19 protein-coding genes are annotated in these 19911 nt (G+C 68.5%); 9 read left to right on the top strand and 10 right to left on the bottom strand.

Annotated elements, in window-relative coordinates:
* Positions 1-23 precede the first annotated feature (23 nt).
* The 4 genes from G6034_RS06475 to G6034_RS06460 all read right to left on the bottom strand — a co-directional run bounded on the left by G6034_RS06475 (position 24) and on the right by G6034_RS06460 (position 6739).
* Positions 24-584: an HIT domain-containing protein gene (locus G6034_RS06475; RefSeq protein ID WP_176634282.1), complete on the bottom strand. Its 561-nt coding sequence runs from the start codon at positions 582-584 to the stop codon at positions 24-26.
* On the bottom strand, positions 581-2590 hold the full coding sequence (gene thrS / locus G6034_RS06470; protein ID WP_176634281.1) for a threonine--tRNA ligase: 2010 nt from the start codon (positions 2588-2590) through the stop codon (positions 581-583). Before thrS ends, G6034_RS06475 begins: the two co-directional genes overlap by 4 nt.
* Before the next feature lie 149 nt (positions 2591-2739).
* Complete coding sequence (locus G6034_RS06465; RefSeq protein WP_176634280.1) at positions 2740-6405, bottom strand: DNA polymerase III subunit alpha; 3666 nt, start codon at positions 6403-6405, stop codon at positions 2740-2742.
* On the bottom strand, positions 6398-6739 hold the full coding sequence (locus tag G6034_RS06460) for a DUF6504 family protein (protein ID WP_176634279.1): 342 nt from the start codon (positions 6737-6739) through the stop codon (positions 6398-6400). The genes G6034_RS06465 and G6034_RS06460 overlap by 8 nt, the downstream gene beginning before the upstream one ends.
* A gap of 272 nt (positions 6740-7011) precedes the next feature.
* On the opposite strand from G6034_RS06460, the gene G6034_RS06455 reads away from it, so the two are divergent.
* On the top strand, positions 7012-7518 hold the full coding sequence (locus tag G6034_RS06455; RefSeq protein ID WP_176634278.1) for a GNAT family N-acetyltransferase: 507 nt from the start codon (positions 7012-7014) through the stop codon (positions 7516-7518).
* A 15-nt stretch (positions 7519-7533) separates the two neighbouring features.
* A complete protein-coding gene (locus tag G6034_RS06450) occupies positions 7534-7965 on the top strand; it encodes a VOC family protein (RefSeq protein WP_176634277.1) in 432 nt (143 codons plus the stop codon).
* Positions 7966-8009: 44 nt separating this feature from the next.
* On the opposite strand, the gene G6034_RS06445 is transcribed toward G6034_RS06450, so the two are convergent.
* Complete coding sequence (locus G6034_RS06445; protein ID WP_176634276.1) at positions 8010-8906, bottom strand: class II glutamine amidotransferase; 897 nt, start codon at positions 8904-8906, stop codon at positions 8010-8012.
* 297 nt (positions 8907-9203) lie between these two features.
* On the opposite strand from G6034_RS06445, the gene G6034_RS06440 reads away from it, so the two are divergent.
* A complete protein-coding gene (locus G6034_RS06440; RefSeq protein WP_176634275.1) occupies positions 9204-10532 on the top strand; it encodes an LCP family glycopolymer transferase in 1329 nt (442 codons plus the stop codon).
* A gap of 13 nt (positions 10533-10545) precedes the next feature.
* Positions 10546-11190, top strand: a complete 645-nt coding sequence (locus G6034_RS06435; RefSeq protein ID WP_176634274.1) for a hypothetical protein — start codon at positions 10546-10548, stop codon at positions 11188-11190.
* A 114-nt stretch (positions 11191-11304) separates the two neighbouring features.
* On the opposite strand, the gene G6034_RS06430 is transcribed toward G6034_RS06435, so the two are convergent.
* The gene (locus G6034_RS06430) at positions 11305-12024 is read right to left on the bottom strand and encodes an SOS response-associated peptidase (protein ID WP_176634273.1); all 720 of its coding nucleotides are present in this window, start codon (positions 12022-12024) and stop codon (positions 11305-11307) included.
* Between the two features lie 130 nt (positions 12025-12154).
* Between G6034_RS06430 and G6034_RS06425 the strand changes: the two genes are divergently transcribed.
* From G6034_RS06425 to G6034_RS06415, 3 genes are all read left to right on the top strand, one after another.
* The gene (locus tag G6034_RS06425) at positions 12155-12412 is read left to right on the top strand and encodes a mycoredoxin (protein WP_343037958.1); all 258 of its coding nucleotides are present in this window, start codon (positions 12155-12157) and stop codon (positions 12410-12412) included.
* A gap of 139 nt (positions 12413-12551) precedes the next feature.
* Positions 12552-13637, top strand: coding sequence for an S-(hydroxymethyl)mycothiol dehydrogenase (locus G6034_RS06420; protein WP_176634272.1), 1086 nt, complete (start codon positions 12552-12554; stop codon positions 13635-13637).
* Positions 13637-14245 carry an MBL fold metallo-hydrolase gene (locus G6034_RS06415; protein ID WP_176634271.1) on the top strand — a complete coding sequence of 203 codons (609 nt, stop codon included), beginning with the start codon at positions 13637-13639 and terminating at the stop codon, positions 14243-14245. Before G6034_RS06420 ends, G6034_RS06415 begins: the two co-directional genes overlap by 1 nt.
* 20 nt (positions 14246-14265) lie before the next feature.
* Here G6034_RS06415 and G6034_RS06410 read toward each other — a convergent pair whose 3' ends face one another.
* The 4 genes from G6034_RS06410 to G6034_RS06395 are packed head-to-tail and all read right to left on the bottom strand — an operon-like array spanning position 14266 to position 16745.
* Positions 14266-14973, bottom strand: coding sequence for a lipoyl protein ligase domain-containing protein (locus tag G6034_RS06410; RefSeq protein WP_176634270.1), 708 nt, complete (start codon positions 14971-14973; stop codon positions 14266-14268).
* Positions 14970-15782, bottom strand: coding sequence for a thioesterase family protein (locus G6034_RS06405; RefSeq protein ID WP_176634269.1), 813 nt, complete (start codon positions 15780-15782; stop codon positions 14970-14972). Before G6034_RS06405 ends, G6034_RS06410 begins: the two co-directional genes overlap by 4 nt.
* Before the next feature lie 20 nt (positions 15783-15802).
* Entirely contained in the window at positions 15803-16348 is a 546-nt protein-coding gene (locus G6034_RS06400; protein ID WP_246295354.1) for a DedA family protein, read from the bottom strand.
* A gap of 43 nt (positions 16349-16391) precedes the next feature.
* Positions 16392-16745 (bottom strand): DUF4262 domain-containing protein, encoded by a 354-nt coding sequence (locus G6034_RS06395; RefSeq protein ID WP_246295363.1) that lies wholly within the window; start codon positions 16743-16745, stop codon positions 16392-16394.
* A 217-nt stretch (positions 16746-16962) separates the two neighbouring features.
* Here G6034_RS06395 and G6034_RS06390 point away from each other — a divergent pair, with 217 nt between their 5' ends.
* Both G6034_RS06390 and G6034_RS06385 read left to right on the top strand, forming a co-directional pair.
* A complete protein-coding gene (locus G6034_RS06390) occupies positions 16963-18213 on the top strand; it encodes an FAD-dependent oxidoreductase (RefSeq protein WP_176634267.1) in 1251 nt (416 codons plus the stop codon).
* A 40-nt stretch (positions 18214-18253) separates the two neighbouring features.
* Positions 18254-19885: an AMP-binding protein gene (locus tag G6034_RS06385; protein WP_176634266.1), complete on the top strand. Its 1632-nt coding sequence runs from the start codon at positions 18254-18256 to the stop codon at positions 19883-19885.
* Positions 19886-19911 lie beyond the last annotated feature (26 nt).

Raw genomic sequence — 19911 nt, 5'->3', positions numbered from 1 at the left:
GTCCTCGTCATGGTGGGTGCCAGTCAGCCGTGGCTCCCCCAGGCGCCGGCAAGCTGTTCGCGGACGTCGCCGAGCGTCTGGGTGATGGCCTTGGTGCCGGCGATGATGGGCAGGAAATTTCCGTCCCCGCCCCAGCGCGGCACAATGTGCTGGTGCAGGTGCGAGGCAATGCCGGCCCCTCCCGTTTCGCCCTGGTTCATGCCCAGGTTGAAGCCGGACGGGTTGGACACCGCCCGCAGCACGCGCATGGCCTGCTGGGAGACAGCGGCAAACTCGGCCGTTTCGGCCACGGTCAGGTCGGTGTAGTCGGGCACGTGGCGGTAGGGACACACCAGCAGGTGCCCCGGGTTGTACGGGAACAAGTTCAGCACCGCGTAGACCAGGGCGCCGCGGTAAACAATGAGCGACTCGGCGTCGCCGCGGCCGGGCGCCTCGCAGAACGGGCAGTTGTGCTCCCCCGTGACCTGCTGCTGCCCGCCCTTGACGTAGGCCAGGCGGTGCGGCGTCCAGAGCCGCTGAAAGGCATCCGGAACGCCCGGAAGCTCAAAGTCGTCCTGCCTGGACGCCACACCCTGTTCGTTCACGCCGTGCGGTTCCTGACGGCTTCCACGATCCGCGCCACGGCCTCATCCAGCGGCACGCCGTTGTCCTGGCTGCCGTCGCGGAAGCGGAAGGATACGGCGTTGGCGTCGGCGTCGTCCCCGCCGGCGATGAGCACAAACGGGACCTTGTCCTTGCTCGCCGTGCGGATCTTCTTGGGGAAGCGGTCGCTGGAGATGTCCACTTCGGCGCGGATGCCCTGCTCCTTGAGCCTGGCAACGACGTCGAACATGTAGTCGTTGAAGGCCTCGGCGACGGGGATGGCCACCACCTGGACGGGGGAGAGCCAGGCGGGGAAGGCCCCGGCGTAGTGCTCGGTCAGCACGCCGATGAAGCGTTCCACGGAGCCGAAGAGGGCGCGGTGGATCATGACGGGGCGCTGGCGGGTGCCGTCGGCCGCCTGGTATTCCAGCTCGAAGCGCTCGGGCAGGTTGAAGTCCAGCTGGATGGTGGACATCTGCCAGGTGCGGCCGAGCGCGTCCTTGGCCTGCACGGAGATCTTCGGGCCGTAGAACGCGGCGCCGCCGGGATCGGCCACCAGTTCCAGTCCCGACGCCGTGGCGACCTCGGCCAGCGTCTGGGTGGCTTCTTCCCATACGTCGTCGGAGCCGACAAACTTTTCCGGGTCCTTCGTGGAAAGTTCCAGGTAGAAGTCCTCCAGGCCGTAGTCCTTGAGGAGGGACAGCACGAAGTTGAGCGTGGTGGTCAGCTCGTCCTTCATCTGCTCCTTGGTGCAGTAGATGTGGGCGTCGTCCTGTGTCATGCCGCGCACGCGGGTCAGCCCGTGCACCACGCCGGATTTTTCGTAGCGGTACACCGAACCGAATTCGAACAGGCGCAGCGGCAGTTCGCGGTAGGACCGCCCGCGGGAGCGGAAGATCAGGTTGTGCATGGGGCAGTTCATGGGCTTCAGGTAGTAGTCCTGGCCGGGCTTGCGCACCGTGCCGTCCTTATTCAGTTCGGCGTCCACGTGCATGGGCGGGAACATGGTGTCCTTGTACCAGTCCAGGTGGCCGGAAACTTCGTACAGGTTGCCCTTGGTGATGTGCGGGGTGTAGACGAAGTCGTAGCCGGCCTCCACGTGGCGCTTGCGCGAGTAGTCCTCCATCTCCTTGCGGATGATCCCGCCCTTGGGATGGAACACGGGCAGGCCCGAGCCCAGCTCGTCCGGGAAGGAGAACAGGTCCAGCTCGACGCCCAGCTTGCGGTGGTCGCGGCGTTCGGCCTCGGCGATGCGCTCCTGGTAGGCCTTCAGGGCCTCCTTGGTGGGCCAGGCCGTGCCGTAGATGCGCTGCAGCTGCTGGTTCTCCTGGTTGCCCAGCCAGTAGGCCGCGGCGGTGCGGGTCAGCGCGAAGGCGTTGGAAATCAGCTTGGTGTTGGGCAGGTGCGGGCCGCGGCACAAATCGCACCAGACCTCGTCGCCGCTCTTGCGGTCAATGTTGCCGTAGATGGTGATGTCCCCGGCCCCCACCTCGACGTTGACGCCCTCCCCGGCCGTGTCGGCGTCGGACTTCTTGCCCAGCAGCTCCAGCTTGTAGGGCTCGTTGGCCATGGCTTCGCGGGCCTCGTCCTCGGAAACCACGCGGCGGGCGAACCTTTGGTTCTGGTTGATGATCTTCTGCATCATCTTCTCGAGCGTCTTCAGGTCATCGGGGGTGAAGGGCTCGGCGACGTCAAAGTCAAAGTAGAAGCCGTCGGTGATGTACGGGCCGATCCCCAGCTTGGCGTCGGGGCGCAGCTGCTGCACGGCCTGGGCCATGACGTGGGCCGTGGAGTGGCGCAGGACGTTGAGCCCGTCCGGGGAGTCGATCGTGACTGGCTCGACGTCGGCGCCGTCGCCCAGCTGCGCGTCCAGGTCCGTCAGGACGCCGTCCACGCGGGCCACAACGACGTCGCGTCGGTCAAGGAACAGCTCCGCGCCGGTGGTGCCGGTGGCCACCGTCGTCGTTTCGCCGTCGACTTTAATGGTGATCTGCGTATCCACTGGCATGGGTGACTCCTTGTTTCGTCATGTGTGGCCCCAAGTCCCAGCAACATACGGGGGTTGCTGTGAGCCATCTTGATCGTATCGGTTCCGCACAGCCCCATCCAACACGGCCGGGGCCGTCCCCGGGCAGTGTCCCACCCGGGCAGGGCCGCTCAGCCCGCCCGGTGGTCCAGGCCCTCGGCGGCCATGCGCCGGGCCAGTTCGCCGACCGATGGCAGCGGCGCGGGCCCCCGCCCTGCTCCCCCGCCGCCGGCAGGCAGGGCGACAGGCTGGCCGGGATCCCGGTACCTGGAATCGTGCGGCCTCGCCGGGTCCTGGAGGCAGCCGGGCCCCGGCAGGGTGTCCGGGCGGCCCAGGTCCCAGGCCTCCAGCGCCTGCAGGCTGATGCCGCGCGGGCCGGTGCGCCGGGTCAGGCCCCGGATCAGGAGCATCCGGGTTCCAAACAGCAGGGGGCCGGAGCGGTCCTGCGCCTCATGGAAGAAGGTGGCATCCACGCACCCGGTGCCGTCGTCAACGCTGATGAACACCACGCGCCGCCCGCCGCGCACGGGAGGGGTCTGGGTGGCCACGCGCACCCCGGCCACCAGCACCTCGGTGTTGTTGCGCAGCCCCAGCAGCTTGTCCGACGTCGTCACGCCCAGTTCCGCCAGCAGCGGGGCGTAGCTGTCCATCAGGTGGGCGCTGGCATCCAGCGCGAGCAGGTCAAGTTCCGTGCGAACGGTCTCCGCCAGGGTGGGTTCCGGGAGCGTTGCGGGCAGTCCGCCCAGCTCCAGCTCCCCCAGCGGCAGGTGCAGCTGCCCTGCCATGACTGTGCTGCCCCTGCCGGATTTCGGCGCCGGCAGGCTATTCACATGGGCGATCAAATCCGCCCTGTTGGCCGTGTTTCCGGTGGCCAGCTGGGCGCTGCGCTGCAGGGAGTCCAGGGCACCCAGCTGGGCCAGCCTTTTGAGGATGGGCCGGGACACCCTGGCCCGGCTGCGCAGGTCCGCCAGGGAGTCATAGGGCTGTCCGGCCACGATCCTCTTCAGTTCAGTGCCGGAGAGGCCGTACACGTCCGCCAGGCTCAGCCTGATCCCGATCGATTCCTCCCCGCCGGGGCCGGCCGGCACGCGCTCGGCCCGGTAGGAGCCGGTGCTGGCGTTCACGTCCAGGGACAGGATGGGGATGCCCATGCGCCGGGCCTCCGCCACGAGCAGGCGGCGCGGGTACATGCCGGGGTCATGTTCCCAGAGACCGGCCAAAAACTCCGCCGGGTGGTGCGCCTTCAGCCAGGCCGACTGGTAGGTGGGCACGGCAAAGGCGGCGCCGTGAGCCTTGCAAAAGCCGAAGCTGCCGAAGGCCTTCAGCGTCCCCCACACCTCGTCGATGGTCTCAGGGCTGTATCCCTTGGCCTGGGCCCTGGTGCGGAAGAAGGCCTCCACTGCCGGTTCCTGCTCCGGCTTGCCCAGCCGCCGCCGGTGTTCGTCGGCCTGCGAGAGGGTACAGCCCGTCATGATGTGGAAGGTGCGCAGCACCTGCTCGTGGAACACCGTCACCCCATGCGTCTCGGCCAGCGCCTGTTTGAGGTCCGGGTGTGCATAGTGTTCGGGGGCAAAGCCGTGCCGGTTTTCCAGGTAGGGCTTGACCATGTTCGACTTCATGGGCCCAGGCCGGAACAGGGAAATGTCAATGATGAGGTCGTTGAACTCCCGCGGGGCCATCTTGCCCACCAGCTCGCGCTGGCCCGGGGACTCGATCTGGAAGCAGCCCAGCGTGTGGGTGCTGCGGATCAGCTCAAAGGTGGGTTCATCGTCGAGCGGGACGGTGTCAAGGTCAATGTGGCCGTCCTCCCCCACGTAGTCGGGGCCCCTGCCGCCGCCGTCCACCGGGTGCCGGCCGGCCGCCACCACCTCCGCCTTGGAGGGATGCAGCCGCACCACCTCCCGCACGGCGTAGGCCATGGCGCTTTGCATGCGCACGCCGAGCACATCGAGCTTGAGCATGCCCATGGGGTCCATGTCGTGTTTGTCGAACTGGCTCATGGGCAGGCCCATCCCGCTGGGCTGCACGGGGGTGCGGTCCAGCAGGGTGGCATCGCCCAGGATCACCCCGCACGGGTGCATGGAAATGTGCCGGGGCAGCCGGTCCAGCCGTTCGGTGATGTCCACCAGCAGGTCCAGCTGCGTGCCGGCGCCAAGCTGCTGGGCCTGTTCCACCCGGGCGGCGAAGTCGCGCAGCTCCGGCTTTTCCGCGAGGGCTTCCCGGAAGGAACTGGCCGAGAAGCGCCACAGCTGCTTGGCGATCCCGTCCACGTCCTCCGGGTCCATCCCCAGGGCCAGCCCCGCGTCCCGGACGGCGCCGCGGGCCCGGTAGCCGTTTTGCATGCTCATCAGCGTCACGCGCTTGTCGCCAAAACGTTCAAAGATGCGCCGGTAGACATTGTGCCGTTCAGCGCTTTCCACATCCAGGTCAATGTCCGGCAGGGTGGAACGGTCGAGGGAGAGGAAGCGTTCAAAGAGGAGGTCGTTGGCGATGGGGTCCACCGCGCTGATGCCCAGCAGGTAGTTCACCAGCGACGACGCCCCGGAGCCCCGTGCGGCCCGGCGCACCCCCATGGCGCGGATCATTTCCGAGACCTCGGCCACGGTCAGGAAGTAGGAGGCAAAGCCCAGCTCGTTGATGGTGCCCAGTTCCATGGTGAGCCGGTCCCGGACCTTTTTCAGCCTGGTGCCGCCGGCCCCGGGGAAGCGGACGTTCAGCCCCGCCTCGGCGCGCTGCCACAGTTCAGCTTCCGGGGCCCGGGACAGTCCCAGCACGCCGGCCTCGGGCGTAACCGGCTTCTTCCAGCCCAGGTCCGACGCCGGATCCAGCCTGCACTTGTCCGCCAGCCTGTGCGTGTTGGCCCACAGCTGCCCCAGTTCCACGGCGCCGTAGCCGCCCTGGCCAACAATTTCCCGGCCCGCCCGGTGCATGTCCGCACCGCTTTTCAGCCACCCCTGCCCGGTGGGCTGGAGCCCGGGCAGCCGCCCCAGGGGCATGATGGCCCGGGCGGCGTCCAGCACGTCGGCGGTGGGGGCGTCGTCCTGCGCGCAGTACCTCACGGCGTTGCTCAGCACGGCCGGAACGCCAAATTCCTCGGCCAGTTTGAGCATGCGCACTGCGAGGGCGGTGCTCAGGGGGCTGCCGGGCTCGCTGAAGTGGCTGACCACCTCAACGGCCAGCGTGCCGGCGGGCAGGGCGTGCCTCCAGGCCGCGAATTTGGTGCGGGGCGCCAGGTACCGCCGCCCGCCCATGGCCCGGGCCACGTCGGAGAACGGGCCCACCATGACCGTCAGGGCCGGTTCACCGGTTTCCGGATCCAGCACGCCGGCGGCCAGTTCCGCCAGCGTGAGGCCCACCGGGCCCTGGGGGCGGGCATGGGCGGTGGAAATCAGCCGGCACAGGGCCGCATACCCGGCCCCCGCACGCAGGGACAGGCCGCCGTGGGCAAGGATGGCGACCCGCCCGGCCTCCACCAGGGGCTGCCGGGAACGGGCCGGGAGGGTGCCGCGGGCCGTGTCCGTGGTCCGGCTGCCGGCCGACCCGGCTGGCGCGCTTCCGGCCTTCCCTGCCGTGCCGCTTTCTTCCAGTATGGCGAGGTCGACGCCGAGGATGGGGTCAATCCCGGCTGCCATGCAGGCCTTGGCGTGCTTGACGGCACCATAGAGCCCGTCCCGGTCGGTGCTGGCCAGGGCGTCGGCGCCGTCGGCCGCTGCGGCCTGCACCAGGTCCTCGGGCCAGGAAACCCCGTAGTGGGCACTGTAGGCGCTGGCCGCATGCAAATGCACAAAACTAGGCACCGGGGTCCAGCTCTTCCACCGATTCGTTTAACGCGTCATGAATTTTGATGACCCTCCACCGGCCCGCGGGCAGGTACCTGACCAGGTCAAGGGTCAGCAGCGGGGCATCGCCGCCGGCCCCGTCACGGCGGACCTGCACCCGCCAGATTTCCCTGTCCACCAGTCCCACGCCCGCACCTGGTGCGGCGCGGGTTTCCTCATCCCACCAGTTGCGCCGCCGGTACCAGCGCAGGGGTTCGGCAGCAAGTGTGTAGCGGCGGCCACGCCACGCCAGGTGCAGCGGCGTCCCGGCAGCAGTCTCCGCCACCTCAAGATGCTCGCTGAACGTGCCCATGCGTGCCTGCCACCTCCGCCTGCCGCACCGCTTGCCATGCAGTGTGTACGCGGCATTAATTAATTATTAGAAAATACGTTCTAGTAAATTTAGTGTACGCTCACTTCACGCGGCAAGAAAGTCGCCAATTGGGAAGAATTTCACGGCGGACGGGCATTTACCCGGCCGGCCGGACGTTAAGCAGTTACCTGCCACGGCACCGGCGTCCAGGATCCACAATGTCCCCGACGCAACTTGCGCTGCTGGCGCCTCAACGATTTAAGGAGCGCTCCATGACAGACATGGTCACCCTCATCGCCAGGACGACGCCGCTTGAGCGCGAACTCAAAACCGCGTCCCGCACCGTGGAGGAATCCGATCTTCCCCGCCTGGGCGAGCTCTACTTCACCGCCTATGACCCCGGCGTGGCCGGTGAATCGCTGCAGGCCGCCATGGACAACATGCGCGCCTCCCTGGCCGGAAAGTACGGGCAGTTCCTGCCCAAGGCATCACACGTGGCACTGGATGAAAACGACAAGATTGTGGCTGCCGTGCTCGTCGTGGAACGCGCCATTGGGGACGACACGCCGGAGACGCCGTTCATTATTGAACTCATCACGGACCGCGAGCACCGCCGCCAGGGCCTCGCCGAGGACCTGGTCCTGGCCACCATGGACACCCTGTTCAACGAAGGCCAGCAGGAAGTTGCGCTGCGTGTCGAGGAGACCAATTCGGCGGCCCTGGCCCTCTACCTCTCCCTCGACTTCCGCCGCTGGTCCCCGGAAGACGACGAGGACTAGCACGCCGGGCGGACCATGGAACAACAGCTGAATTTCATCACCCTGGGCGTGCGTGACGTAGCACGGTCCCGCGACTTCTACGTCGGGGGCCTCGGCTGGACCCCGCGCCTGGAGGTGCCCGGGGAAGTCATCTTCCTGCAGGTCAACCACGGCCTGGTGCTCTCCCTGTGGAGCCGTGCGCAGATGGCTGCCGAACTCGGCGTCGCCGAAGAGGATCTGCAGCCTGGCACGGCTGCCGTCACCTTGAGCCACAATGTGGGCAGCCCCGGGGAGGTCGACGCCGTGGTGGGCCAGGCACGGAAGGCGGGCGCCGACGTCGCCCGCTCCCCCCGGCAGCAGGCCTGGGGCGGGTACAGCGGCTATTTTGCCGATCCCGACGGCTTCCGCTGGGAAGTGGCGTTCAACCCGGGCTGGGCCGTGGACGACGCCGGCCGCGTCACCGTCTGACCGCCGGCCGCCTTCGGGCCAGTGCCGCCCGCTGCCGCCAACGCCTAGGCGGGCGTTGCCGGCAGCGGGTTCGCGTGCGGGTGCTGCGATGCCGCCGCCCGGGCATCCAGGTCCGCCAGTGTCAGGGGATGGGCGGGGCGGACGGGAAGCGGGAAGGTCGAGCCAACCGACAGCCCGGCATCCACGTGGATCAGTTCCCCGGGCACCAGGAGGCGCCAGCCCGGGTCGGCGTCCATGGGTTCGCTCGCCACGACGACGGACGCGTGGTTGGCGAGCCCGGGGCTGTGGGCGTGGATCCTCTGGCTGCCCGCCTCGAGCTGGGCCCCGCGTCCGTGGCCGCCGGGGCGCCGTTCCAGGACGTGGAGTTCGTGCGTGGCGGGGTAACGCAACGCCCACAGTTCAGTGCCCGTGGTGATGACCAGGTTCAGGCTGTAGACAGGCAGATTGTCCGCCATCCACGCCACCGCCGCGGCAAGCCCGGCACCCAGTTCGCCCCCGTGGCGCCGAGTCTCCGCCGTGACCAGCGCAAACATCCTTTCGCTGTCCGTTTGGCCGCGGACCAGTCCGGCAGCCCCCAGTTCCGCGATCCGGACGTCCAGCTCCGCCAGGCCGTGCACCACCCCGTTATGGGCGAAGAACCGGCCGTCCTGTTCGAACGGGTGGGTGTTCTCGAGGGTGTGTGCGCCTGTGGACGCATACCGGACGTGGGCAAGGAAGGTGGTGCCCTGCAGGGTCCTGGCCGACGAGGCAAAATCGGAGTCCTGCCACGCGGCCATGGGCTGCTTGCTGAGGCTGTGCGCGCGGGGCCCGTCAAATACGCCGATCCCCGTGCCGTCCGGGGCGCGGCGGCTTTGCGCAGCGAGGCTGTCCGGGGCCTTCAACAGCCAGAACGTGGCCTTGACGGACTCCGTGCCCGCGTGCAGCCCAAAAAGTCGGCACATGGGGCCGCCACCTCCTGTGCGGCGCATGCACGGTGCGTGCGCCCCTGCCCTGAGTATGGCAGAAAGCCCGCCACGTCCGGCCGGTGCCGGCCCAAACGCGATGCCCTGCACCTGCACGCACGCGGTCCCACAGGCACGGCCCCATCCGATCCGCTGGGAATCGTCTGGGACTTCCCCGACAATTGGGGGGTTTCGTCGGGTTCACGCGCCACTGCGTGTCACGATGGGATGCAGGGGCCCGTGCAGCGGCGGGCCAGGGATCCGCCCGGCTTGGGGCGCGCAGCAAGGAGCAAACCCGTGAGCCTGTACGACCAGTTGATAGTCCGCGACCGGCGGCGGCTGCGCCGGCGCCGCATCACGCTGGCGGTGCTGGCGGCCCTGGTGGCCGCCGTCGTGGTGGCGGTGGGGTTCGTGGTGGTGAGCCTGGTCCAGGCGAACAACAACATCCTGAGGTCGGACGCGCTCAACGGGGCACAGTCGGTGGCCAAGCTGAGCAAGGACACCAACATTCTGGTCATGGGGCTGGATTCACGCGTCGATGAGCAGGGCAAGCCGCTCTCGGCGGCCGTCTACAGTGCCCTTGACGCGGGAAACCAGAGCACCGGCGGCTACAACGCCAATGTGCTCATGCTGGTCCACATCCCCGCCAACGGGTCCAGGGCCACGGCCATCTCCATCCCCCGCGACGACTACGTGCAGCTTGCAGGCCTCCCCGGCCAGCCCATCGAAGCCAAGATCAAGGAAGCCTACGGCTACGGTCTCGCCGCGGAGCAAACCGCGCTGCTGGCCGCCGGCAAGCCCAATGACCAGGCCACCTACCAGCAGGCCAGGGAGGCGGGCCGCAGGGCCGAGATTGCCACGGTCTCCGCGTTCCTCGGCAGCGTCCACATCGACCACTTCGTCGAGGTGACCATGGCCGGCTTTTACGAAGTTGCCCAGGCCGTGGCTCCCATCACCGTCTGTGTCAACCAGGCCACCCAGGACACGTACTCCGGTGCCGACTTCGTCAAGGGCGTCCAGCAGATCAACGCCAAACAGGCCATGGCCTTTGTCCGCCAGCGCAGGGACACGGGCAATCCCGACTACAGCTTCACCGACCTGGACCGGGAACGCCGTCAGCAGGCCTTCATCGTCTCCGTCATCCACCAACTCAAGCAGGCTGGAACGTTCACCGACATCCCCAAGATGCAGGCAGTGCTGAAGGCCGTCAGCAGCAACATTGTGGTGGATTCGGGGCTGAACCTCCTGGAAATGGCCCAGCAGGCCGGCTCCATCACCTCAGGCAACATTTCCTTCACGACGCTGCCCATCACCGGGTTCGGCACCTCGCCCGCAGGGGAGTCGATCAACACCGTGGACGTGGCGCAGGTGCAGTCCACCGTCAAGCAGCTTCTGGCACCGCCGGCCCCGGCCAGGAAGCCCACCGCGAAATCCACGGCATCCGGGACTTCCGCAGCCAACGGAAGTTCGCCCTCCGGGCCGGGATCCGCCGCGGGGTCCGGGGCCGCGCCGGGGAGCAGTCCGTCGTCAGGCGCCGCACGCAAGGCAGCCAAGGCTCCGGCCACCACCACCTATTCCGACTGGACCGGTGCCCTGCAGGGCGGTTCAGTCACGTGCGTCAAGTAGGAAGGGGCCGGAAATGCTGATCACGCTCCTCGTCGCTGCCGGGCTGGCCGCCGCCCTGGTGCTGGCCGTTGTGCGCGCCGCCGCCCCCGTGCGCGCCGGGGGCGAGGGGCAGGCTTCCCTGACGGCCGCCGCCCGCGTGGACCCGCTGGCCATGTGGGCCGCCGTTCTTGTCCCATCGTTGGTGCTCCTCGGGTGGCACAATGCCGGGCCCGTGGTGCTGGCACCCCTGGGTGCCATTGCCGTGTGGTTTGCCTACCGCGTGGCCGCACCCGCTTCCGTTCCGCTGCGCCCCGCCCCGGCGGGGGGCTCCCCCGGCCCCGCGCCTTCGGGGGGCTCCCCCGGCCCCGCCCCGGCGGGTGGCCACGGCTCGGGTTCCGGCCGGGGTTCGGCGCTCTACCACCTGATTCTGACGGCGGCGGCCGCCTGGGCTGCGGTTTCCCTTGCGGACGCACTGGGGCCGCATCCAGCCAGCCGGCAGCTGGGCAGCCTGATCCAGCATGTCATTGCGTGGATAGTCCTGCTGCTGGCCTCCATGGGCTGGCTGCTGGGTGCTTTTGCGACCCCGGGCAAACCGTCGCCGGGTCCATCCCGCGTGCTGGGCGTCCTTGAGGCCCTGCTGGCGGCCACCCTAGCCGCCTGTTTCTTCACGGTTTCCTGACCACAAATCACAGGCCGGAATAGCCTGGCCGCTGTTGCCTGACCGCTGTTGCCTGACCGCGCTGCGCGCTCCCGGGCCGCTCCCGGGCCGCTCCCGTGGCGCGCTCCCGGGCCGTTACCTGAGCGGCACGGTCAGCTCAGGCGAATCATTGCGGACATTCCCCACCGCCGCGCCGACGGGGTCGAGCTGCCATCCGGCGGCCACCCCAGGGGCGTCGGCCAGGACGGCACCGAGCACGGCGGCAGGATCCTCGGCCGCCGGATTGAGCCACTCGGCCAGGCCTTCCCGGGTCAGGGGCACCGGCAGGCGGTCGTGCAGGGCGGCAAGTTCGCCGTCGGGCGGCGAGGCCATGGTGAGAATGCTGCAGGAGAGCAGCCACTGGCCGCTGTCTCCGTCTGCCTTGGCCGGGTCCTTCCACCACTCGTACAGGCCGGCAAAAGTGGTCAGGCTGCCATCGGGTGCATGCACAAAGTAGGGCTGCTTCGTCCCGTCCGGCAGCTTCTTCCACTCGTAGTATCCCTCCACCGGCACACCGCAGCGGCGGGACCTGACCGCGGTGCGGAAGGTGGGCTTTTCCAGCACCGTCTCGCTGCGGGCGTTGAACGAACGCACACCCACCGAGGGGTCCTTGGCCCAGCGGGGCACCAGGCCCCACTTGGCCACGTGGACCTGCCGGCGGGGCCTGCCCTCCACCAGGCGCTCCAGCACAATCGGAACATCCGAGGTGGGTGCCACGTTCCATGAGGCCCGCAGTTCAAGGTTGGCGTCGGCTTCCGCTTCGAGGTCGGCCACCAGGTCGCCGACGGCCCGGGCCATGACGTATCGTCCACACATGTCTCCATGGTGCCACGGACACAGTCCTGAAGGTGGGAATACGCCACACGGGCGGCAGCGTTGGAAACAATGCGATCCCTGCGGCGTGGCGCCGTGCGCGCCCGCCCTCCCCCAACCTAAGGAGCCACCCGTGCAGTACACCCCGGAATCGGGCACCATCACCATGTTCTCCACCATTTGGTGCGGCTATTGCAAGCGGCTCAAGAAGCAGCTTGACGCCAAGGGCATCGGCTACACGGAAATCAACATCGAGGAGACCCCGGGGACCGCCGAACTCGTCGAAAAGCTTAACAACGGCAACCAGACGGTTCCCACCGTCATCTACCCGGACGGCTCCGCAGCCACCAATCCGTCGCTCAATGACGTCATGGAAAAGCTGGCTGTTTAGCCCCCGCAACACCGTGTCCGCACGGTTCTCTCCGCCGCCGCCGCCACCCCTTCCCCGATGGGGCCGCGGCGGCGATGGGCTTTTAGCTGCTCCCGTGATAGACAAGCCATGGCACGTTCACTCAACAAGGAGCAAGCAAGTGATTCACAAGGTTCAAGGCGCCGTGGTGCTTTCAAAGGATGCCCCCGTCACCCTCCAGACAGTACTGGTCCCGGATCCCGGCCCCGGCGAGGCCCTGGTGGACATCCTCACCAGCGGCGTGTGCCACACGGATCTGCACTACAAGCAGGGCGGCATCAGCGACGATTTCCCGTTCCTGCTGGGCCACGAGGCCACCGGCGTGGTCAGTGCCGTGGGTCCCGGCGTCACCAACGTGATCCCCGGCGACCGGGTCATCCTGAACTGGCGCGCGGTGTGCGGCACCTGCCGGGCCTGCGCCAAGGGCCAGCCCCAGTACTGCTTCAACACCGCCAACGCCACCCAAAAGATGACCCTCGAGGACGGCACCGTCCTGTCCCCGGCCCTGGGCATCGGCGCCTTCATTGAAAAGACCCTCGTGGCCGCCGGCCAGTGCACCAAGGTGGACGACGACGTCGATCCCGCCGCCGCCGGGCTGCTTGGCTGCGGCGTCATGGCCGGGCTGGGCGCGGCCATCAACACCGGCGGCGTCAAGCGTGGGGACTCCGTGGCCGTCATTGGCTGCGGCGGCGTGGGTTCGGCAGCCATCGCCGGCGCCGCCCTGGCCGGCGCCACCACGGTCATCGCCGTGGACCGCGACCCCCGGAAGCTGACGAAGGCCATGACCCTGGGGGCGACCGACACCGTGAACGCCACCGACGAGGACGCCGTGGCCGCCATCCGCGCACTCACCGGCGGGTTCGGCGCAGATGTGGTGATAGACGCCGTCGGACGTCCGGAAACCTACAAGCAGGCGTTCTACGCCCGCGACCTGGCCGGCACCGTGGTGCTGGTGGGCGTGCCCACCCCGGAGATGGTGCTGGAACTGCCGCTGCTGGACGTGTTTGGCCGGGGCGGGTCCCTCAAGTCGTCCTGGTACGGCGACTGCCTGCCGTCGCGTGACTTCCCAGCGCTGATCGACCTGTACAAGCAGGGCAGGCTGGACCTGGACGCCTTCGTCACCGAGCGCATCACCATCAATGACATCGAGGCCGCCTTCACGAAGATGGGCGACGGTTCCGTGCTCCGATCGGTGGTGGTGCTGTAGTGGCGGCACGGATTGAACGCCTGATCACCTCCGGCACGTTCTCGCTCGACGGCGGGACGTGGGACGTGGACAACAACGTCTGGCTGGTGGGCGACGACGCCGAGGTCCTGGTGGTCGACCCCGCCCACGACCCGCAGGCCATCCTGGCCGCGGTGGGCGGCAGAACCGTCAAGGCCGTGGTGCTGACCCACGGGCACGACGACCACATCCGCCACGCCCGCGAATTCGCGCGGCTGGCGGGGGCGCCGGTGCTGATGAACCCGGCGGACCAGATGCTGTGGGAAGACATCTATCCGGGCACGACGCCGGACGCGCCCATCGCCGACGGGCAGGTGTTTGAGGTTGCGGGAACCCGGCTGGTGGCACTCCACACACCCGGCCACTCCCCCGGCTCGACCTGCTTCTACGCGGCGCAGCTGGGCACCGTCCTTACCGGTGACACCCTGTTCAACGGCGGGCCCGGGGCCACGGGGCGATCCTACAGCGACCACCCGACGATCGTGAAGTCGATCACCGAGCGCCTGCTGGTGCTGCCGCCGGAGACCGTGGTCAACACGGGCCACGGGGACTCCACCACCATCGGTGCGGAGGCGCCGGGGATCAAATAGGCGCCGGCGCCTGGGCAGCGTCAGGACAGTTCCGCGTGGGAGCCGTAGGCCGAAAGGACTGCGGCTTCCACCGCGTCGACCGTGATGCCGGGGACCAGGTCTTCGGCGGCGCCCGCCGTGCGGGGGTCCCAGTCAAGGCCGAGTGCGGCGTAGGTGTCCACCAGCACCTCCCGGATCGGCGCCGCGTCTTCGACGACGATCACCGAGCTGAACAACCAGGCTCCCGCCACGACCCGCTGGGCGGTTCCCACCAGCTTGAGCGCCCCTGCCGGTCCCCGGCCAAACACGCTGAACTCCCCCGGGCAGTACTCCCCCGGAATCTCCCCGACACCCGCATCCACGCCCAGGCCCGCCAAGGCACCGGCGAACAAGTCCCCGAAGAAGCCAAAGCGGGCCTTGGCATCGGCAATGGCATCCTCCTGCGGCTGGATGTGGTCCACAATGAGCGTGCCGCGGTGGTAGGCCGCGGCCCGTCCACCGGCGCGCCGGACGGCGGGGACAAAGCCGCGCGCCAGCGACGCCTCCCGGGCCTCCCCAAACCCGGGCAGCCCGGTGTCGCGCTGGCCGAAGGCGACCGTCGGCTCCGGGCGGTAGAGCCGCAGCATGGCCGGAGTCCGCCCCGCCTTCACCTCGGCCAGGAGGTCCAGCCCCCGGTTCAGGTCCGCCTCGGCGCCAAGCGATTCCACCTGCCGGTGCACGGCCAGGCGAGGCGAGAGAAGCCGGTTCACTTGGCGTGCGGGATGGGACGCACTGTCAGGATCTGCTCGGAGCGCCCGAACGGACCGTTGACGTCGTGCAGGACCGACGACGTCAGGCCGATGCCGTCCCCGGCAAAGGTGACCCTTGAATCAAGCCCCAGCCATTCGCCCGCCGGCTCACGGTAGACGTGCACGGAGAGGTCGACGTTGGGGAACATGTAGCTGCCGGCCCCGGGCGGGACGCGGGCGGCTATGCCGTTGGCGCTGTCCACCAGCCCCAGGAGGCGCACCAGCGGGGAGGTGGGTTCGCCGTCGACCATCCCATGCGGGGTGCGCAGCCACGCGCGGCCGCGGCCGGGCCGGTGGCCGTCAACCGTCCGGCCCTCGAGGGAGGCGATGAAGCCGCCCGGCCAGATGTTCAGCCCGTGCCACGACTCGGACTCCGCGAGGGAGGGGAACGGATCGTCCTCCAGGGCCTGCACGGCCGTGGTGTCCAGGGTGAGCATGCGCCAGGCAGTGACGCGCACTGACGTCCGCCCGCCGGCCACCAGCTCCGTCTGCAGGAGCTCGATGGTCCGGCCTGGGCGCAGCACGCTGGTTTCCAGGCTGAATTCACCGGCAGGTATCAGGCCCAGGATGTCAAAGCTGAACCGGGTCAGCCGCATGCCCTCGCGCGGCTGGAACTGCTCCAGTGCCCGGACCATCAGGCCCGCCACGGGCGCCATGTGCTGTTCGTGGTCGTTCCATGCACCCTGGGCATGGATGGTGGACTCGTAGACGTTGCCGCCCAGGCGGCGGTAGTACGCCTGCGTCTGGGTGGGTGTGGTGGTTTCCTGCATGGCTACGACTTTACCGCCCGTCAGGGCTGTGTCGCGGACGGTCCGGAACCCGGCTCCGGCTTCAGGGCGGGGCAGCCGGCCACCGCCGCGCGGTCCAGCCTGCGCCGCCGGGAGACCCGGAAAAGGTGGATGCCCAGGGTGGCGGCCCCCGCCAGAATCACCAGGATGAGGAGCGACAGGGGTGATCCGGCGGCCGCGGCGACGGCCGCGTCAAACGCCGCCAGCCCGATGGTGGCGTATATGGCAGCCCAGGCAAACGCACCGGCCACCGTTGCAGGAACGTACCGGCGCAGCGGCATGCGCCCCAGGCCGGCGGCCAGGTTCACGGCGGTTTGGACGCCAATGGTCAGGAAGCTCACGCTCACGGCAGGGGCACCCCACCTGGCAACGGCCTTTTCCGCCCGGGCCACGGACGGGGAGTCCAGATAGCGCTGCAGCCGGGTCTTGCGGCCTCCCGCGGCGATGCCCCGGCCCGCCCAATAGGTCGCATTGGAGCGCAGCATGACGATGACAAACAGTGCCAGGTAGGCCCACATGAACGGCAGGGAGCCGATCCTTTCCATCATTCGTGTGCTGCCCCCGTAAAAAATTCGGCTACTTAAACCTATGCTAATTGGCCCCCTTCATGGTAGCGAACGCCCGCCGGGATCCCCTAATGGCCGGTTCGGGGGCCCGGGGAAAACGGCCCTCCTCGTCGGTCCAGACCAACTGGATGGCGGACATGCGGCGCCCGTACAGCTCATGTGCCCAAATCAAGACGTCTTCCGGCTGGTCAACCTTCAGCGAGTACACTGAGCATTCATCTCCCAGCAGCGCCAGTCCGGGGACAAACGACTCCCGACCAGAAAACACCATCGTCGCAAAGAGGGCCAGCATCGCCTGGGCCGCCCTGGCGTCCAGGCCGGTGACCAGCAGTTTCCCGTTCTGCTGACGGACCTGCTCCCATGACATTCCGTCGCACATGTCGCACACGTCCCGCTCCTTCCTTTGTGCCTTCAGGGTTCAAGTCTTCCCCTTCGGCAGGAAGGGCAGCAGGGCTGCGCACCCGATTGTGGATCCTCCGCCACCCGCCTGGCATTGTGCAGGGACCATTGGGCACAGCCAACGGGGGCACAGCCGAACTCCGCGCCGGGGCGTAGCATCGGAGGGGCAAGCCAAGGCTCGGCACCGGAGGCTCCCCATGACTGAAGCTGTACCTGTTGCAACCACGGTGGAGACCACCTGCTGCATTGCCGGCGGCGGGCCAGCGGGCATGATGCTGGGCCTCCTGCTGGCCCGCGAAGGGGTTGACGTCACCGTCCTGGAGAAGCACACGGACTTTTTCCGGGACTTCCGCGGAGACACGATCCACCCCTCCACCCTGGACTTGATCGACCAGCTGGGTCTGCGTGCGGAATTCCTGCGGATTCCGCAGGACAGCATCACCACGCTGGACATTGTGGTCGGCGGCACGCGGCTGACCCCGGTCGACTTTGGCACCCTGCGCGGCCCCAACAAGCGAATCGCGCTCATGCCCCAGTGGGACTTCCTGGACCTGCTGGCCCGGGAAGCCACCGCCATGAAGAACTTCCGGCTGCTCATGGGCACCGAGGCTGTGGATGTGCTGCGCGGCCGCGGCATTGCCACCGGGGTCACAGCCGCCGGACCGGACGGCCCGCTCCGCATCAAGGCTGCCTTGACGGTCGCGGCGGACGGCCGCGCCTCCCGGCTCCGCCACGCGGCAGGGTTGCGACCCGAGACGCTGGGCGTTTCCATAGACGTGCTGTGGTTCCGGCTTCCCACACCGCCGTCACGGCCGCCGGACACGCTGGGCTACCTGCGCAATGGGACCATGCTCATCACCATCCCGCGCTCGGGCTACTACCAGATGGGCATGCTGATTCCCAAGGGAAGCTTCGTCAGGATGCGTGCGCTCGGTCTGGGCGCCTTCCGCGAGCGCATCCGCGCCAATGCGCCCTTCCTTGGCGAGGCGGCGGAGTCGCTGCGGGACTGGGCGGACGTCAAGCTGCTGTCCGTGCAGCTGGACCGCCTCAAGCAGTGGTCCGTGCCCGGCCTGCTCTGCATTGGCGACGCCGCGCATGCGATGAGCCCCGTATTTGGCGTGGGCGTCAATTACGCCGTGCAGGACGCCGTCGCCGCCGCCCGGCAGTTGGCCCCGCCGCTGCTGGCGGGCCGGCCCGTGGACCAGGCCATGCACCGGATCCAGCGCCGCCGCGAGTGGCCGGTGCGGCTGATGCAGCCGCTCCAGCAGCAGGTCCACAAGGTCATATCCAGTGCCGCGTCGGCCAACCTTGACGCCATGCCACAGTGGCAGGGCCGGCTGGCAACGCTCGGCTCAAAGGCCGCACGCCCGGTCATGGCCAGGCTGGTGGGGCGCGGCTTCCTGCCGGAACGGCTGCACGGCGGAGAGCATGGAAGACTTCCCGGGTGAGTTGGTGCCCACCGGCCCATTCGGGCATTAGCATCAAACCATGACCAACGATGTTCAAGCCTCGTACACTTCCGGAACCTCCACCACCCCCCTGCTGGGCGACACCATCGGGGCGAACCTTGCGCGGTCCGCGGCCCGCTTCCCGGACCGCGAAGCCCTGGTGGACGTGCCGTCCGGCCGCCGCTGGAGCTATGCGCAGCTGGATCACGACGTCGACGCCCTGGCCCGCGGGCTCCTCGCCGCCGGCGTCGCCAAGGGCGACCGGGTGGGCATCTGGGCGCCCAATGTTCCCGAGTGGGTGCTCATCCAGTACGCCACGGCAAAGATCGGCTCCATCCTGGTCAACGTCAACCCCTCCTACCGCCGGCATGAGCTGAAGTACGCCGTGCGCCAGTCCGGGATGCGCATGATCGTGGCCCTGCCGGAATTCCGGGGTTCGGACTATGCGGCCATGATCGACGCCGTCCGCCCGGAGTGCCCGGAGTTGGCCGATGTGGTCTACATCGGCACCCCGTCCTGGGATGCGCTCGTGGCGGGCGGCGCCGCGGTGCCGGCCGACGCCGTCGAACACGCCATGGCCACCCTCGGCGCGGACGATCCCATCAACATCCAGTACACCTCCGGGACCACTGGCTCGCCCAAGGGTGCCACCCTCAGCCACCACAACATCCTCAACAACGGCTATTTCGTCACCGAGACCATCAGCTTCACCGAGGAAGACCGGCTGTGCGTGCCCGTGCCGTTCTACCACTGCTTCGGCATGGTGATGTGCAACCTTGGGGCCACCTCGCACGGGGCAGCCATCGTCATCCCGGCCCCCTCCTTCGACGCGGCCGCCACGCTGCGGGCGGTCGAGCAGGAACGGTGCACTGCCCTGTACGGCGTCCCCACGATGTTCATCGCCGAGCTCAACCTGCCCGGCTTCGCCGGCTACGACCTCTCCAGCCTGCGCACCGGCATCATGGCCGGCTCCCCGTGCCCCGTGGAGGTCATGAAGCGCACCATGACGGACATGCACATGGCCGAGGTGTCCATCGCCTACGGCATGACTGAGACATCGCCCGTATCCATGCAGACCCAGACGGACGACGACGTGGCCCACCGCACCGAGACCGTCGGCCGGGTGCACCCCCACCTCGAAGTCAAGATCGTGGATCCCGCCACCGGCCTGACCGTGCCGCGCGGGGAGCCCGGTGAATTTTGCACGCGCGGCTACTCCGTCATGCTGGGCTACTGGAACGACCCTGAGAAGACGGCCGGCACGATCGACGCGGCCCGCTGGATGCACACCGGCGACCTCGCCGTCATGTATGACGACGGCTACGTCAACATCGTGGGCAGGATCAAGGACATGGTGATCCGGGGCGGGGAAAACCTCTATCCGCGCGAGATTGAGGAGTTCCTGTACTCGCACCCGGACATTGCCGACGTCCAGGTGATCGGCGTCCCGGATGAAAAGTACGGCGAGGAGCTGTGCGCATGGCTGTTGATGAAGCCCGGTGCCGCGCCGCTGGACGCCGCCGGCGTGGCCGACTTCTGCGAGGGGCACCTGTCCCGGCACAAGGTCCCGCGGTACGTGATGGTGGTGGATGAATTCCCCATGACTGTCACGGGCAAGGTGCGCAAGATGGACATGCGCGCCACGGCCGTGGAGCTGCTGGGCTTGGGCTGACCCGGTCCCCACGGCTTCCCGCCCGG

Origin of the sequence: Arthrobacter wenxiniae, from assembly GCF_013376105.1 — a bacterium.
GTDB lineage: Bacteria > Actinomycetota > Actinomycetes > Actinomycetales > Micrococcaceae > Specibacter > Specibacter wenxiniae.
Note: the sequence above shows the minus strand (reverse complement) of the source record. Positions and strands in the feature narration are given on the sequence as shown.